The following is a 14,663-nucleotide window of genomic DNA, read 5'->3' as shown; positions in this document are numbered from 1 at the left end:
AGATGACGCGCATTCTGCTCGCTCCGGACAAGTTCAAGGGCTCGCTGTCGGCGGCCGAGGTCGCGCGGGCGTTGGCGTCGGGGATGCTCTCGGTCGACTCGTCCCTCGAGACGGTGTGCCTGCCCGTCGCCGATGGGGGTGACGGCACCGTCGACGCTGCCGTCACCGCCGGGTGGGATCGAGTCGCCGTCACGTGTGCGGGGCCGACGGGTGAGCCGGTAAAGACGTCGTATGCCCGTCGCGGTGACACCGCTGTTGTCGAGCTGGCGTCGGCGGTTGGGCTCGAGCTCCTGCCCGGCGGTGGGCCGGATGCATTGGGAGCGAGCACATTCGGTCTCGGTACCGTAATCGCGCACGCACTCGAGTCAGGTGCCGGGTCTGGTTCGGGTGCGCGGCGTATCGTCGTCGGGCTCGGGGGCAGTGCCTCCACCGACGGCGGCGCGGGCATGCTCGTCGCGCTCGGTGCGCGCATCCTCGATGCCGGCGGAGGCGAGGTGGCGCGCGGTGGTGGTCCGCTGCGCGGTGCAGTCCACCTCGATCTGAGCGGATTGCTGCCGTCGGCTCGGAACGCGGTGTTCGAGCTGGCGTGTGACGTCGACAATCCGTTGCTCGGTGTCACCGGAGCCGCGGCGGTCTACGGCCCGCAGAAGGGTGCTGGACCGCAGGAGTTGCTGTATCTGGAGCACGGGATGCGGCAGTGGTCGCATCTGGTGCGCAACGCAATCGGCCGTGACCTCAGCGGCCTGGCGGGCGCAGGGGCGGCCGGCGGAACCGCCTTCGGTGCCATGGCCGTACTGGGTGCCGCGGCCAAGCCGGGGATCGAGACGGTGCTCGAACTGATCGACTTCGGTAGCGCTCTGGCGTCGGCCGATCTGGTCGTCACCGGTGAGGGCTCGCTGGACGAGCAGAGCCTGCACGGCAAGGCACCGATCGGTGTCGCGAACACCGCACGTGCAGCCGGTGTCCCGGTGATCACCGTCGCCGGACGGAGCACCGTCGGTTTGGATCGATTGCGTCCCTACGGAATCACCGCCTCCTATGCACTGACCGACCTGGAGCCGGACCCTCGGATCTCGATGCGTGACGCGGCCAGGCTGTTGCACGAGGTGGGCCGAACCTTGGCCACCACACACATTTTGGAAGGAACTTCATGACCGGAACCGATTTCACCACTCTGACCGATCTGGCTTCTCGGGCGCTCGGCGGCAGCGTCTCCGCAGCGAACGACGAATTGTTCGCCCAGCGCGAGAACCTGATCAAGCCCGATGCTCCGCTGTTCGATCCAGCGGACTTCGGCCACAAGGGAAAGGTGTACGACGGGTGGGAGACTCGCCGTCGCCGTGACGAGGGCGGTCACGACTGGGCGATCGTGCGACTGGGCTCTCCGGGCATCGTGCACGGCGTCGTGGTCGACACCGCTCACTTCACCGGCAACTACCCGCCGTTCGTGTCCGTCGAGGCTGCGTCGATCGAGGGCTATCCGTCCATCGAGGATGTGCAGAATGCGGAGTGGCACACCATCGTCGACAGGTCTCCTGCAACCGGAGACACCGCGAACAGGTACGAGGTGGCCGATCGGCACCGGTGGACGCATGTGCGTCTGTCGATCTACCCCGACGGCGGCGTCGCCCGGTTCCGTGTGCACGGCCAGGTGGTGCAGGATCCGCGGTTCCTCGCAGGCACCGTCGACCTGCTGGCCGCGGAGAACGGCGCTCGGCTCACCGATTGCTCCGACGCCTTCTACTCCTCGCCGGCCAACATCATCCTGCCCGGGCGTGCTCGCAACATGGGCGAAGGCTGGGAGAACTCTCGACGACGCAACGGCGGCAACGATTTCGCAGTGTTCGCTCTCGCATCGCCCGGTGCCCCACGCCACGCGGAGGTCGACACCAGCTACTACGTCGGGAACGCGCCGGGGTGGATTCGGCTCAGCGCCATCGATTCTCGTCGCCGACACATCACGGATCCGACGGCATGGACCGAGATTCTGCCCCGCACCGCCGTGCAACCGGATACGCGCCACCGGTTCCTGCTGAACGAGGCCGACGCGTACACGCACCTGCGACTGGACGTGTACCCCGATGGCGGACTGTCCCGGTTGCGGTTGTTCGGTGAGCTCGACGCCGAAGCTCTCGATGCGGCCGACATCGCGTGGAAGTCCTCGGAGCTCCAGAGTGTCTCCAGTGCAGTCTGATCTGCTTGTTCGCGCGTCGCGGGCGGTGATCGGCGGACGGGAGGTTGCGGCCTCGATCTCCGTTCGTGACGGCCGAATCGTGGCCATCGACTCCGTGGATGCCCGCGCGTCCGCGGAGGTGGCGGTCGAGCTGGGGCCGGACGAGGTGCTGCTGCCGGGTTTGGTGGACACCCATGTGCACGTCAACGAGCCGGGGCGCACCGAATGGGAAGGGTTCGCCAGCGCGACCCGAGCCGCGGCCGCGGGAGGCATCACGACCATCGTCGATATGCCGCTCAACAGCATCCCGCCGACGGTGGACGTCGCGGCCTTGGAGATCAAGCGGCGGGTGGCGGCGGATCAGTCGGTCGTCAACGTCGGCTTCTGGGGTGGTGCCGTTCCGGGAAATGTCGAGCAGCTGCGGCCGCTGCACGAGGCGGGGGTGTTCGGCTTCAAGTGCTTTCTGCTCGCGTCGGGCGTGGACGAATTTCCGCCGCTGACGATTCCGGAGCTCGAGAAAGCTCTGATCGAGATCGCGTCGTTCGACGGGTTGATGATCGTGCACGCCGAGAACGCCGAGGTGATCGCCGAGGCACCGTCGGCGACGGGTCGTGAGTACTCGGGATTCTTGGAATCGCGTCCACGTGCCGCCGAGAACCGGGCCATCGAGCAGGTGATCGAGTTGTCGCGGAGGACGGGGTGCCGGGTGCATATTCTGCATCTGTCGAGTGCCGATGCGTTGCCGATGATTGCGGCGGCGAAGCGCGACGGGGTGCGGGTGACCGTCGAGACCTGCCCGCATTACCTGTGTTTCGATGCGGAAGCAGTGCCGGCGGGTGCCACCCAGTTCAAGTGTTGCCCGCCGATCCGCGAGGCCGGCAATCGAGAGTTGTTGTGGCAGGGTTTGTCCGACGGCACGATCGATACCATCGTCACCGACCACTCCCCCTGCACGCCGGATCTGAAGAGGTTCGACACCGGAGACTTCGGTGATGCGTGGGGCGGGATCGCGTCGTTGCAGGTCTCGCTCGCTGCGGTGTGGACGGAGGCGCGTGCCCGTGGGTTCGCACTGACCGACATCGTGCGGTGGATGGCCACGAATACTGCCGATCAGGTCGGTATGGCCGATCGCGGACGCATCGATATCGGTTGCGCTGCAGATCTTGTGGTGTTCGCACCCGACGAACGGTTCACCGTCGACGTCGCGCAGCTGTACCACCGTAATCCGGTGACGGCGTACGACCGACTCGGGCTGTCGGGTGTGGTGCGGCGGTCCTGGATCGCGGGATCGGAATCCTCGACCGGGCGTTTGTTGGCGCGCGCCTAGAACGGCGGTGCTGCCGTGTCGTCTGTCTCCTGCTCCTGGTTGTCGGGTGGGTTGGGGTAGGCGATGATGCCGGAGTTTCTCGGTTGGGTGGGGATGTGTGGTCTGAGGTCGTTGCCGAGGATGGGGACGGCGGTGCCGTTGGCGGGAAGGGTGATTCGGGTGGTCTTCGATGTCGATGTCCACAGGATCGCTCCGCCGGGGAGCATGACGGCTTTCCAGTAGCCGGCGGTTTTGACGGTGTGGTGGTATTCGCAGAGGCACTGCAGATTGTTGACGGTGGTCCAGCCGCCGCCGAGCGGGTTGGTGTGGTCGAACGGGTTGATGTGGTCGAGTTGGCAGCGGGCGGCGGGGCGGTGGCAGCCGGGGAAGCGGCAGTGTTTGTCGCGGAGTCGGACCGCTGCGGTGGTGAGAGTGTCGGGGCGGTAGATCAGGGCCCGGTCGGTCAGGGGGTCGCGGGAGACCGACTTTCCGAGGGTGGGGTCGGCGGCGATAGCGGCTTCGAGTGCGGCGGCAAGGGAGGCGTTGCCGATATAGAGGCCGGAGGGAGTGTGGCTTGCAGTGGGGATCGTTCGGTTGTTGCGCCGGATCGCAGAGGCCAGGTCGAGGGCAGAGCTGTGCCGTGTACCCCTGCCGACAGGGGTGTGGGTGCAGAACAGCGCTGCGGCGGAGGTCAACGATTGCAGGCGGCGCGGAGGTCGATCCTCGGTATCGGTACCCGCATCCGGGCGAGTACTCGGTGCCGGACTACCGATCGGTGTGGGCTCGGATCCACTGATAGTTTCCTCGTCACTGCCGGTTTCGTGGTTCCTGGTGGTATCGGATGGTGCAGTGGGAGATTGGTTTTCGTTCGTATCTGGCGCTGGATCAGCGGTCGGCCTCTGTTGGACAGGTGTCGACGAAGTCGGTGCGGGTGTTGGTGACGCCACTGGCTCTGGGCCGGTCGCCTTACACGGCTCCGGTAGCGGCGTGGTTATAGCCGCCGAAGCGGTTGTTGCTGCGTGCTTATGGGCTGGGCCTGAGCCTGGGGTGGTAGCTGCTGCCGGGTCGGTCGCGGGCTCGGTGATAGGCACCGGATTGTCGACCTGATCGACCCTATCTCCTGCCGGCGAGCTGTGTTCGGGTGCAGGAGAACTGGGCCCGGTTGGTTCCGACGCCGAAGCTGTCTCCGCACTCGAATCAGCCGTCGATGCATTCTGTGCACCTGCACCTGCACCTGCACCTGCACCTGCGTTCGCGTCCGTGGGTGTCTCGGCAGTCGTGTCGGTGCCCGCAGAGGCATCCGCATCCGAATCCGGTACCGCCCCCGCCGCCGTGCCCGGAACGGCGCCCGCTGGCGCTGACTTGTCGGTGTCCGTGTCCGATGTCGCAGCCGACCCTGGGTCCGACTCCTGCTCTTGCTCTTTCGGTGTTCGTTCCCATTCCCCTGTCTCCGGGTTCTGGACGGCGAGGCCGAGGGATTCGGCGAGGGTGATCGCTTCGGTCAGCAGGACCTGCCACTGACTGTTGCGTGCGAGTTCCCGGGCGAGGTCGGGGTCGATGGAACCATGACCGGCCAGATACGCAGGGTTCGAGAGCAGGCCGATCAGGGTGGCGATGTCGACGGTGATCATCGTGAGCGGCACCCGCCGATCCGGCAGCACCGCATCCTTCTTCGGGCAGTTCTCCCGTTGGCACAAGCATTCCAGGCGGGGTTCGCCGTGCATGCGGGCCATGAAGGCATCGCACAGGCGTTCCTTCTTCCCACGCGGGTCTTTCGGGCAGAGGGTGTCGGCCATCTCCTCGAGCAGCTGCCATGCGGCGGCGGCTTCGGGTGCGGTCAACTCCGCCCGAATGCGGGCCAGTTCCCCGGCCGGGGTGTAGGTGACGGTGCGGAACTTCTTCGCGAACTCCCGCAACGCTGCTGCCTCCTCGGGTGCGACCCGCAGCAGGATGTCCCAGATCTCCTTCTCGAGCGGGCCCGGTGACAACCGGTGGGCCGCCTCGACGATCTCGTCCTCGACCTTCTTCACGATGTCGTCGCTCAGGTTGTCGAGGATCCGGCATACCGTCCGAACCCGCGCAAGGTCGACCTCACCGGTCTCGAACGCCGCGCGCAACAGTGGCAATCGGGTGTGCAAAGCGACGGCGATCGAGACGTACGATTCGGCGACCGTCGCCGAACATCCCAACGCGACCGCCATTTCGGTGCGCCCGTATCGGCTGTACTGCTTGTGCTCGGTGTCGAGGGTGATCCAACTCCGATGGACGTCGTAGCAGGCGGAGATCTTGCGGGCGGCCTGCCGATTCTCCTCACACGCGGCCGCGGTCAACGCCTCCAGCGACACGGTCGGTACTGCCATCCCCATTCACCCCCCCGGTGAGCAACAATTCAGAACGCATGTTCGAACTGAACAAAGAGTATCGCGACCCTCCGACAAGAAACGAAAGCCCGCGGTTCAAGGCCGCTGAATGCATTGTTTCGTGCAGGGTCCGGCGAAGTGATCCGTGCCGGAGGCGATCAGGTTACGACCGGGCGTCGTCTTCCTGGATCTCTGAACCGTATTGGTCACGAGAGTGGGTCGATCGATCGGCGTCACGCCAAGGATCACGATGTCGTACACAGCCGAGGCAACCGAGGGGCTCACCAGAAAGCTTGTATGAGCGCCGCTGAGTCCAAAAAACCCTGCGTTACAAGCACTTCCGAGACCAGTGATCGGCTCCGGCGGCTGAAACGGCACGCAGCGCTGGTCTCGCAAGCCGAGCGAACTCGCGAGGCAACCCGGCCCGACTGCGTCGGACAGTTCTCCTGACGAGACTGGCTCGACTAGTCGTTCGTAACGATCGACAGCAGGATCCTCCGAAAGTCGGCTCTGTCTTGTTCATCCAACTTGTCCATCATCGCGCCGAACTCTTTCGCCAGAGCAGCAAGCGCACGCTCCAAGACCAGCCGGCCTTCCGTCGTTGTCGATAGTCGATGACGACGTAGATCGGTTTCATCGATCTCTCGGGTAACTAAGCCTTTGGCGACAAGTGCACGAAGATAGACCGTGACACTGGCTTTGGGCAGCATCAATTGTGCGGCCAGCTCGGCGGGGTGTTTGCAGTTGTCCACCTCGTCGAGAACGAAGAACTCCTTGGTCTCGATCCCGAGATCGTCGAACTGCGGCGCTGCCGCGTTCATCACTCGCGTCAAGAGCCGGTGGTTCAATTTCCACAACTGTGCCGAATCGGTCGACTGCATGCGCCCTCCTCAACTGGTACAGTTTCGTACTAGTTTCATATCGAACAATCATGCTTTGCATGCATTGCGAAGCTGAACAAGAATACGAGAGACGCTTTCATGATCGAGCATCTATCCATCCCTCGAGGCACCCTCACCCTGGCAGCCGATCTCCACCTACCCAGCAATTTCGATCAGACGCAGCCGCATCCACTCATCGTGCTGTCCACGCCGGGCAGCAGCGTCAAGGAGCAGATCGGTGCCAACTATGCAGCAGCGCTCGCCCGCCGGGGAATCGCAGCCATCACGTTCGACCCCGCCTACCAAGGCGAGAGCAGCGGCGAACCACGCGATCTCGAAGATCCCTACCGTCGGGGCGAGGACATCTCGTACGTGATCGACGAAGTAACGAAACTCGACATGATCGATGCCGAACGCATCGGAACCCTCGGGATCTGCGCTGGAGGCGGATACGCAGTCCACACGGCCCGCACCGACCACCGCATCAAAGCCGTCGGCACCGTCGTCGCGAGCAACATCGGAGCGGCCTGGCGCGCGGGCTCAGCCCTCAACGGCCCAGCCGTAGCCCTCGACGAACTCGCCGCGGCCCGATCAGCGCACGTGGCCGCAGGTACGGTCGAGCGCGTGAACTGGCTGCCCGACACTCCCGAAGATGCAGTTGCACTTGGTATCACGGACATCGACAGCACTCAGGCGATCGCCTTTTACCGGACCCCGCGCGGCAGCCACGAACGTTCTACCAACCGCCGACTGTCACGAAGCGATTCACTTCTGATGGGCTACGACGCATTTCACCTCGTCGATCCGCTGCTCACCCAACCCCTCCAAGTGATCATCGCCGGTCGGAAGGGCAACACCGGCCAGTACGAAGCAGGAATGGCATTGTGGGACATGGCCCCGAACCCCGTCGACCTGCTCATCGTCGACGGTGCCGGCCACTACGAAATGTACGACGAGCCGAGGTATGTGGATCAGGCAGTCGACAGGCTCTCGAACTTTTACAACCAGAACCTCTGATCGCCGAGCGGAGCCCGATAATCGAGGAGTCGGCTTACGGATGCCCCGAATCAGGAATGGGCCGAGCGGCCTTGGCGAGACGGTCGATGAACCGCGGCAGCGATACCGCATGTGGCTCCGAGCCCTGGCGCATCGAACTATGCGTACTTGGCGTCCGCCCCGTCGTGGTGAATCGGACCGGCCGTACGTGTCAGTGGCAGCGCACTACCCCCGCGTCGCACGGCGACGAATTCCGCCGCGATGGCCAGCGCAGTTTCCTCGGGTGTTCTGGCTCCCAGGTCCAGTCCGATCGGCGACTTCAAGCGTGCGAGCTCCTGCTCGGTCAATCCGACGTCACGCAACCGGGCCGCGCGATCGTCGTGAGTCCGGCGCGATCCCATAGCCCCCACGAATGCGACGGGCAGTCGCAACGCTACTTCGAGCAGCGGCACATCGAACTTGGCGTCGTGGGTGAGCACGCAGATCACTGTCCGGGCATCGACTGCCGTCCGCGCCAGATAGCTGTGCGGCCATTCGGTCACCACCTCGTCGGCATCGGGAAACCGTGCAGCAGTGGCAAATACGGGCCGGGCATCGCACACCGTGACGTGGTAGCCGAGAAACTTGCCCACCCGAGCGAGTGCTCCGGCGTAGTCGATGGCTCCGAAGATCAGTAGCCGCGGGGCGGTTGCGTAGGACTGCACGAACACGTCGAGATCCGGCCGACACCGCACCGACCGAATGCCGGTGCCGCCGGAGTCCAACATCGCCTGCGCTTCGCCGACGACCACCGCGTCGACGTCGGCGAAACCGGTGCTGCCGATCGTTGCCGTCGAAGACACCGCGAGCGACTCCCCGGACTCGGAGAGCACCGTCACCGTGGCCACTGCAGTATCCGACGCGATGGCCGCGAGCACCGCCCGCGAAGGGCCGAGGCGGACGAAGACCTCGATCACACCCCCGCAGGTCAAGCCGACCGCGAACGCGTCGATATCGCTGTAGCCGAACGACTCTCGTTTGGACTCGCCGGTCTCGAGTACCTGCAGACACAATTCGTACACCGCGCCTTCGACGCACCCGCCGGAGACACTGCCGACGGCCTCACCGTCGGCGCACACCGCCATCGCGGCACCCGGAAGTCGTGGAGCACTTCCGGACACCGCGATGACTGTCGCCACCGCGTAGGGAACACCCGCGTGGTCCCAGGCGGTCAGACGATCGACGATTTCTTTCACGTTACGAGATTCCCAACGCTTCTTCGATCGGGTGCAGGGCGAAGTAGATCAGGAAGATGCCCGACATCAGATACAGCAGCCAATGCGTCTGACGCGCTTTACCTTTGGCGAGGCGGACGAGGGTGTACGCGATGACACCCGCCGCGACTCCGACGGTGATCGAGTACGTGAAGGGCATCAGCACGATGGTCAGGAAGGCCGGGATCGCGATTTCGGTGTTCTCCCAGTCGATCTTGCGTACGTGCGTCATCATGAGCGCACCGACCAGAACCAGGGCCGGGGCCGCGGCACCGACCGGAACCACGCCGGCCAGCGGAGTGAAGAAGATCAGGCTCGTCAACAATCCGCCGGTGACGACGCTGGCGAGGCCAGTTCGCGCACCCTCGGTGACCCCCGCCGCGGACTCCACGACGGCAGTGTTCGCAGATCCGTTGATCGCACCACCGACGATGGCACCGATGCCGTCGACGGTGAGGATGCGGCTCAGGCCGGGCATCCTGCCCTGCTTGTCGACCAGTCCGGCCTCTTCACCGACTCCGAGGATGGTACCCATCGCGTCGAAGAAGCCCGAGAGAACGAGAGTGAACAGAACGACCGACGCGGTGACGATTCCGGCCCGAGCGAACCCGCCGAACAGGTCGACGTTGAACAGCAGGTCGAATTGTGGTGTGGCGACGATGGAATCGGGCACCTTCGGAACAACCGGTCCCCAGGCTTCCGGTGCGATGTCGAACACCGAGTTCAGGACGATCGCCAGATTGGTGGCCACGAAGATTCCGATGAGCATCGCACCCGGCACCTTCCGCACGAACAGCATGATCATCAAGATCAGGCCGACACAGAAGACGAACACGGGCCAGCCGGCGAGCTTGCCGAACGTGCCGAGGGTGACCGCGGTGGCTGCTGACTCGTGGTGCCCGACGAACCCGGCGTCGACGAGTCCGATGAGCGCGATGAACGCGCCGATTCCGACACCGATCGCCTGTTTGAGGACCAGAGGTATGGCATCCATGATGAGTTGACGCACGCCGGTGAGAGCGAAGACCACGATGACGACGCCCTCGAGAACCACCAGTCCCATCGCCTGCGGCCAGGTCATGTACGGGGCTGCCTGGAACACCACGATGGGCGTCACCCCGAGGCCGGCCGCCATGGCGAGGGGCGCGTTTCCGACGACCCCCATCAGGATGGTCGTCAGACCGGCCGACAATGCCACCATGGTCGACAGCTGAGCCGGATCGAGCGTGGCACCGGTGACATCGCGGGCATCACCGATGATCAGCGGAATGAGGACGATCAGGTAGGCCATGGCCACGAATGTGGTGACGCCACCGCGAACTTCGCGTGAGAGCGTCGAACCGCGGCCGGTGATGTCGAAGAACTTGTCGATCTGGGATCGACCTCGTCCACTCTGGCGAGTGCTGGATGTGCGTACGTCGGTCATGATCGGCCCTCCCAGGGCGTGATCAACCTCGTCGAGCGTGGGGCCGGGCCGACGAGCCGGGGGAGTTGGCGTCGGTGCGGTTGTGCCGGATAAGGTTTCGTCGAATGGTGATGGAACTCGGATCAGCTGTTGATGATGTGTTCGGGTCGAACGGGCACGCGGGTCAACGCGAGCCCGGTGGCATTGCGGATGGCTGCGACCACTGCGGGCGTCGACGAGAGGGTGGGTGGCTCGCCCGCACCGCGAAGACCGTACGGTGCCAGGGGATCCGGGTTCTCGAGGATGTCCAGCTTCATGGGCGGCATGTCCAGAATGGTCGGAATCAGGTAGTCGGTGAACGACGGGTTCTTCACCAGACCGTCCACGACGACTATTTCCTCCATCACCGCCAGACCGAGGCCCTGCGCTGTGCCGCCGTGGATCTGGCCCTCGAGCGAGAGGCGGTTGAGAATCTTGCCGACGTCCTGCACGGCCGCCATCTCGACGACCTTGACCAGGCCGAGTTCGACGTCGACGTCCACCACGGCGCGATGGACACACAGTGCGAGCTGGGTGTGGCTCGCGCCCTGTCCGGTGACCGGATCCATTCCGCTGGTGGGGCGATGGTGGAATTCGCGGGTCTGCTCGATGACTCGGTCGCCGAGCACATCCTCGATCGTCGCCAGCACACCGTCGGTGGCCGAGACGATCTTGCCGCCGTCGAGGCTCAGGTCTGCCACCGCGCGACCCAGGTACAGGCCGGTCAGGACGAACACCGCCTCGCGCACGGCCTCGCAGGCGGTCTTGACCGCCCCGCCGGTCATGTACGACTGCCGTGACGCAGAGGACGATCCGGCGTTGCCGACCTTGGTGTCGGCGGGGTGAATGACGACCTTGGTGACACCGAGCTCGGTGCGTGCGATCTGCGCCTCCAACGTCACCAGACCCTGCCCGACCTCGGCAGCGGCGGTGTGCACCAATGCTGTTGCCTCGCCACCGATCACCTCCAGTCGAACGCGCGCGGTGGAGTAGTCGTCGTAGTTCTCGGAGAAGCAGATGTTCTTGATGCCGACGCCGTAACCGATCCCGCGTACGACGCCTTCGCCGTGGGTGGTCTGCGATGCCCCACCCGGCAAATTACGGATGTCCGACGCGTCCACGGGAGCAGGCAGTTCCATCGCCTCGGCTCGGGCGAGCATCTCGGCGAGCGGCGCGGGCGCTTCGATGACCTGGCCGGTCGCGAGGATCGATCCCTGGCTGACGGCGTTGATCTGCCGGATCGCCACCGGACCGATGCCGCAGGCCTCGCCGAGCTTGTCCATCATCGACTCGTACGCGAAACATGCTTGTACTGCGCCGAATCCACGCATAGCGCCGCACGGCGGGTTGTTGGTGTACACCCCGTACGCGTCGATCTCGATGTTGGGGATGACGTACGGTCCGACGCCCAGAGAGGCGGCGTTGCCGACCACGTTGAGGGTGGCGGAGGTGTACGCGCCGCCGTCGAGGATGATCTCGACATCGGCGAACACGAGCTTGCCGTCGCGAGTCGCACCGTACTCGTAGTGCAGCTGCGCGGGGTGGCGGTGCACGTGTCCGAAGAACGATTCGTAGCGGTTGTAGACGATCTTGACGGGCTTGCCGGTGTGCATGGCGAGCATCGCCGCGTGGATCTGCATCGACAGGTCCTCGCGGCCACCGAATGCTCCTCCGACGCCGGCGAGCGTCATCCGGATCTTCTCCTCGGGCAGTCCGAGGCAGGGCCCGATCTGCGCGAGGTCGTTGTGCATCCACTGGGTCGCCACGTACAGGTCGACGCCGCCGTCCTCGGCCGGAACAGCCAGTCCCGATTCGGGGCCCAGGAACGCCTGATCTTGAATGCCGACGGCGAAGTCGCTGCTGACGATCACGTCCGCGGTCGCCCGAGCGGCTGCGACGTTGCCGACGCGAACCGGCTGATGGCGGGCAACTCCGCCGCGTTCCTGCACCTTCGGGTAGTTCGGGTCGAGGGCTGCGCGTCGGGCATCGGTCAGGGGTTCGAGCACGTCGTAGACCACGACGATCTTTTCCATTGCACGCCTGGCAGTTTCGGGATGATCGGCCGCGATCAGGGCAATCGGTTCGCCTTCGTGCCGAACCTCGTCGAAGGCCAGCACCGGCTGGTCCCACGTGTGGTCGAGTCCGAAGCATTTGCGTCCCGGCACGTCGTCGTGGGTGAGCACGGCCTCGACGCCGGGAGTCGCCAGAGCCTGGGAGATGTCGACCGAGACGATCTTCGCCCGGGGATGAGGGCTGCGAAGCGTTGCGCCCCAGAGCATGCCGTCGATGAACAGGTCCGACGAATATGCGAACTCGCCCTTGACCTTCAGGGTGCCGTCGGGTCGCAGTGGGCTGTCTCCGACGCGACCGCGTCCCGGTGCGGGGATGTCGGCGGGAGCTTGCCGGGGTGTGGTGGTCGGGGCGCTCACAGCACGTCCTCCGCGAGTTTCATCAGGCGACGGTGCGCATCGGCTCCGGCGCGGCCTATTTCGTCCTGCGGTGCGCTGGTCAGGACATCGTTCTCGACGATCGTGCGACCGCCCACCATCAACCGCGCGAGCGGTGGTGTCTGTCCGTAGGCGAACGCGACGACGGGGTCGTCCACGGCCGAGTAGAAACCGTCCGTGCGCCAGATCGCGATGTCGGCCAGCTTGCCGACCTCGAGCGAACCGATCTCGCTCTGCCGTCCCAGTACCGTTGCTCCGCCCAGTGTTCCGATCTCGAGTGCCTGACGCGCCGTCAGTGCGGTCGGCCCGTACTTGGCTCGTTGCATGTACATCGCCTGACGGACTTCGCCGGCCAACGGCACCATTTCGGCCGATGCGGAGCCGTCGACGCCGAGGCCGACGGGCGCGCCTGCGGCGAGCAGGTCGGAAATACGAGCGATGCCCGCGCCGAGTCGTGCGTTCGAGCTCGGGCAATGAGCGGTACCGGTACCGGTGGCCGCCATCTTCGCGATATCGGAATCGTGCAGGTGTACCGCGTGGGCGAACCACACGTCGTCACCCAGCCAGCCGACCTGCTCCATGTACTCGACCGGGGTGCAGTTCATCTGAGCGAGGCAGTGCTCTTCCTCGTCGAGGGTCTCGGCCAGATGCGTATGCAGGCGAACACCTTTGGCGCGGGCAAGCCCCGCGGACTCCACGAGCAGTTCTTTGCTGATGGAGAACGGCGAGCACGGTGCGACCGCGATGCGGAGCATCGAACCGAAGGACGCGTCGTGGTAGGTGTCGATGGCCTCGGCCGTCGCGGCGAGGATGTCGTCGAGCGATTCGACCACCTCGTCCGGCGGCAACCCGCCGTCGGACACGCCTCGGTCCATCGAGCCGCGGCACGGCTGGAATCGGACGCCGATGCGTCGTGCGGCATCGATCTCGGCGGCGAACAGATCGCCTCGGCCCTTGGGGAAGATGTAGTGGTGATCGGTGCTGGTGGTGCAGCCCGACTTGGCGAGCCATCCGAGACCGGCGGCTGCGGCTCCTCCGACCACCTCGGCGTCCATCTTCGACCACGGCTTGTACAGGGCGACAAGCCATTCGAAGAGCGTGTTGTCCTTGGCCAGGCCCTGGGAAGCCCACTGGTACAGGTGGTGGTGGGTGTTGACCAGGCCGGGGGTGACGAGGCAACCCGTCGCGTCGATCGTCTCGGCCCCGGCGATCACCGGTGCGGGGCCCGAGCCGATGGCGCTGATCGTGGTGCCCTCGACCACGAGATATCCGGAGGGGATTTCGTCCCCGACGATGGGTGCGATGTACGCACCCGAGATCACCGTGGTCATTCGGCTTCGGCCTTTCGTGTAGCAGCGAGCCGAACTGCATCCAGGATCTTCTCGTATCCGGTGCAGCGGCAGAGGTTTCCAGCGAGAGATTCGCGAATTTCGACGTCCGACGGGTTGGGAACGCGCTCGATCAGGTCGTGCGCCTGGACCACCAGTCCCGGGGTGCAGAATCCGCACTGAACGGCTCCGCACTCGACGAACGCCTCTTGCATCGGGTCGAGCTTGTCGCCCTCGGCGAGACCCTCGACGGTACGGATCTCGCGGCCCTCGACCTGACCGGCCGCCACCAGGCAGGCGCAGGCCGGAATGCCGTCGAGATAGACGGTGCACGAACCGCATTCGCCCTGTTCGCACGCGTTCTTGGACCCGGGTAGTCCCATGCGCTCGCGGAGCAGGTACAGCAGACTTTCGCCCTCCCAGACGTCGTCGGCTTCCATGTCTTTACCGTTGATGGTGCAATTGACTCGCATGT

The 14,663-nt window shown here is 65.2% G+C and carries 11 protein-coding genes; 4 read left to right on the top strand and 7 right to left on the bottom strand.

Annotated features, from left to right (window positions below; all coding sequences use genetic code 11):
* The first annotated feature begins 2 nt into the window (after positions 1 to 2).
* Genes CH296_RS08815 through allB form a run of 3 tightly spaced genes read left to right on the top strand, consistent with a single transcriptional unit; the run spans position 3 to position 3,500 of the window.
* Positions 3 to 1,154, top strand: a complete 1,152-nt coding sequence (locus CH296_RS08815) for a glycerate kinase (RefSeq protein WP_094684524.1) — start codon at positions 3 to 5, stop codon at positions 1,152 to 1,154.
* Entirely contained in the window at positions 1,151 to 2,194 is a 1,044-nt protein-coding gene (gene alc, locus CH296_RS08810) for an allantoicase (RefSeq protein ID WP_094684523.1), read from the top strand. Before CH296_RS08815 ends, alc begins: the two co-directional genes overlap by 4 nt.
* Positions 2,136 to 3,500: an allantoinase AllB gene (gene allB / locus CH296_RS08805; protein WP_094684522.1), complete on the top strand. Its 1,365-nt coding sequence runs from the start codon at positions 2,136 to 2,138 to the stop codon at positions 3,498 to 3,500. The genes alc and allB overlap by 59 nt, the downstream gene beginning before the upstream one ends.
* Here the strand turns inward: allB and CH296_RS08800 are convergent.
* Complete coding sequence (locus CH296_RS08800; RefSeq protein WP_179277672.1) at positions 3,497 to 5,839, bottom strand: HNH endonuclease; 2,343 nt, start codon at positions 5,837 to 5,839, stop codon at positions 3,497 to 3,499. The genes allB and CH296_RS08800 overlap by 4 nt on opposite strands.
* 464 nt (positions 5,840 to 6,303) lie before the next feature.
* Positions 6,304 to 6,720 (bottom strand): MarR family winged helix-turn-helix transcriptional regulator, encoded by a 417-nt coding sequence (locus tag CH296_RS08795; protein ID WP_094629118.1) that lies wholly within the window; start codon positions 6,718 to 6,720, stop codon positions 6,304 to 6,306.
* 99 nt (positions 6,721 to 6,819) lie between these two features.
* On the opposite strand from CH296_RS08795, the gene CH296_RS08790 reads away from it, so the two are divergent.
* Positions 6,820 to 7,737, top strand: a complete 918-nt coding sequence (locus CH296_RS08790; RefSeq protein WP_094629119.1) for an alpha/beta hydrolase — start codon at positions 6,820 to 6,822, stop codon at positions 7,735 to 7,737.
* Positions 7,738 to 7,874: 137 nt separating this feature from the next.
* On the opposite strand, the gene CH296_RS08785 is transcribed toward CH296_RS08790, so the two are convergent.
* The 5 genes from CH296_RS08785 to CH296_RS08765 form a co-directional block, all read right to left on the bottom strand.
* Positions 7,875 to 8,951, bottom strand: a complete 1,077-nt coding sequence (locus tag CH296_RS08785; RefSeq protein ID WP_218830248.1) for an XdhC family protein — start codon at positions 8,949 to 8,951, stop codon at positions 7,875 to 7,877.
* A 1-nt stretch (position 8,952) separates the two neighbouring features.
* Entirely contained in the window at positions 8,953 to 10,395 is a 1,443-nt protein-coding gene (locus CH296_RS08780) for an NCS2 family permease (RefSeq protein WP_094629120.1), read from the bottom strand.
* A 122-nt stretch (positions 10,396 to 10,517) separates the two neighbouring features.
* Positions 10,518 to 12,842: a xanthine dehydrogenase family protein molybdopterin-binding subunit gene (locus CH296_RS08775; RefSeq protein ID WP_256980386.1), complete on the bottom strand. Its 2,325-nt coding sequence runs from the start codon at positions 12,840 to 12,842 to the stop codon at positions 10,518 to 10,520.
* Positions 12,839 to 14,191 (bottom strand): 8-oxoguanine deaminase, encoded by a 1,353-nt coding sequence (locus tag CH296_RS08770; RefSeq protein ID WP_176459198.1) that lies wholly within the window; start codon positions 14,189 to 14,191, stop codon positions 12,839 to 12,841. Before CH296_RS08770 ends, CH296_RS08775 begins: the two co-directional genes overlap by 4 nt.
* Positions 14,188 to 14,661: a (2Fe-2S)-binding protein gene (locus CH296_RS08765; RefSeq protein ID WP_032396847.1), complete on the bottom strand. Its 474-nt coding sequence runs from the start codon at positions 14,659 to 14,661 to the stop codon at positions 14,188 to 14,190. Before CH296_RS08765 ends, CH296_RS08770 begins: the two co-directional genes overlap by 4 nt.
* Positions 14,662 to 14,663 lie beyond the last annotated feature (2 nt).

The sequence above is a fragment of the Rhodococcus sp. 14-2496-1d genome, assembly GCF_002259365.1.
Taxonomy (GTDB): Bacteria; Actinomycetota; Actinomycetes; order Mycobacteriales; family Mycobacteriaceae; genus Rhodococcoides.
Note: the sequence above shows the minus strand (reverse complement) of the source record. Positions and strands in the feature narration are given on the sequence as shown.

Bases quoted from the DNA above. Each gene is read 5' to 3' on its own strand.
- CH296_RS08815 (WP_094684524.1), top strand. From the start codon at position 3: ATGACGCGCATTCTGCTCGCTCCGGACAAGTTCAAGGGCTCGCTGTCG.
- CH296_RS08780 (WP_094629120.1), bottom strand. From the start codon at position 10,395: ATGACCGACGTACGCACATCCAGCACTCGCCAGAGTGGACGAGGTCGA.
- CH296_RS08770 (WP_176459198.1), bottom strand. From the start codon at position 14,191: ATGACCACGGTGATCTCGGGTGCGTACATCGCACCCATCGTCGGGGAC.
- allB (WP_094684522.1), top strand. From the start codon at position 2,136: ATGCGGCCGACATCGCGTGGAAGTCCTCGGAGCTCCAGAGTGTCTCCA.
- CH296_RS08795 (WP_094629118.1), bottom strand. From the start codon at position 6,720: ATGCAGTCGACCGATTCGGCACAGTTGTGGAAATTGAACCACCGGCTC.
- alc (WP_094684523.1), top strand. From the start codon at position 1,151: ATGACCGGAACCGATTTCACCACTCTGACCGATCTGGCTTCTCGGGCG.
- CH296_RS08800 (WP_179277672.1), bottom strand. From the start codon at position 5,839: ATGGCAGTACCGACCGTGTCGCTGGAGGCGTTGACCGCGGCCGCGTGT.
- CH296_RS08790 (WP_094629119.1), top strand. From the start codon at position 6,820: ATGATCGAGCATCTATCCATCCCTCGAGGCACCCTCACCCTGGCAGCC.
- CH296_RS08765 (WP_032396847.1), bottom strand. From the start codon at position 14,661: ATGCGAGTCAATTGCACCATCAACGGTAAAGACATGGAAGCCGACGAC.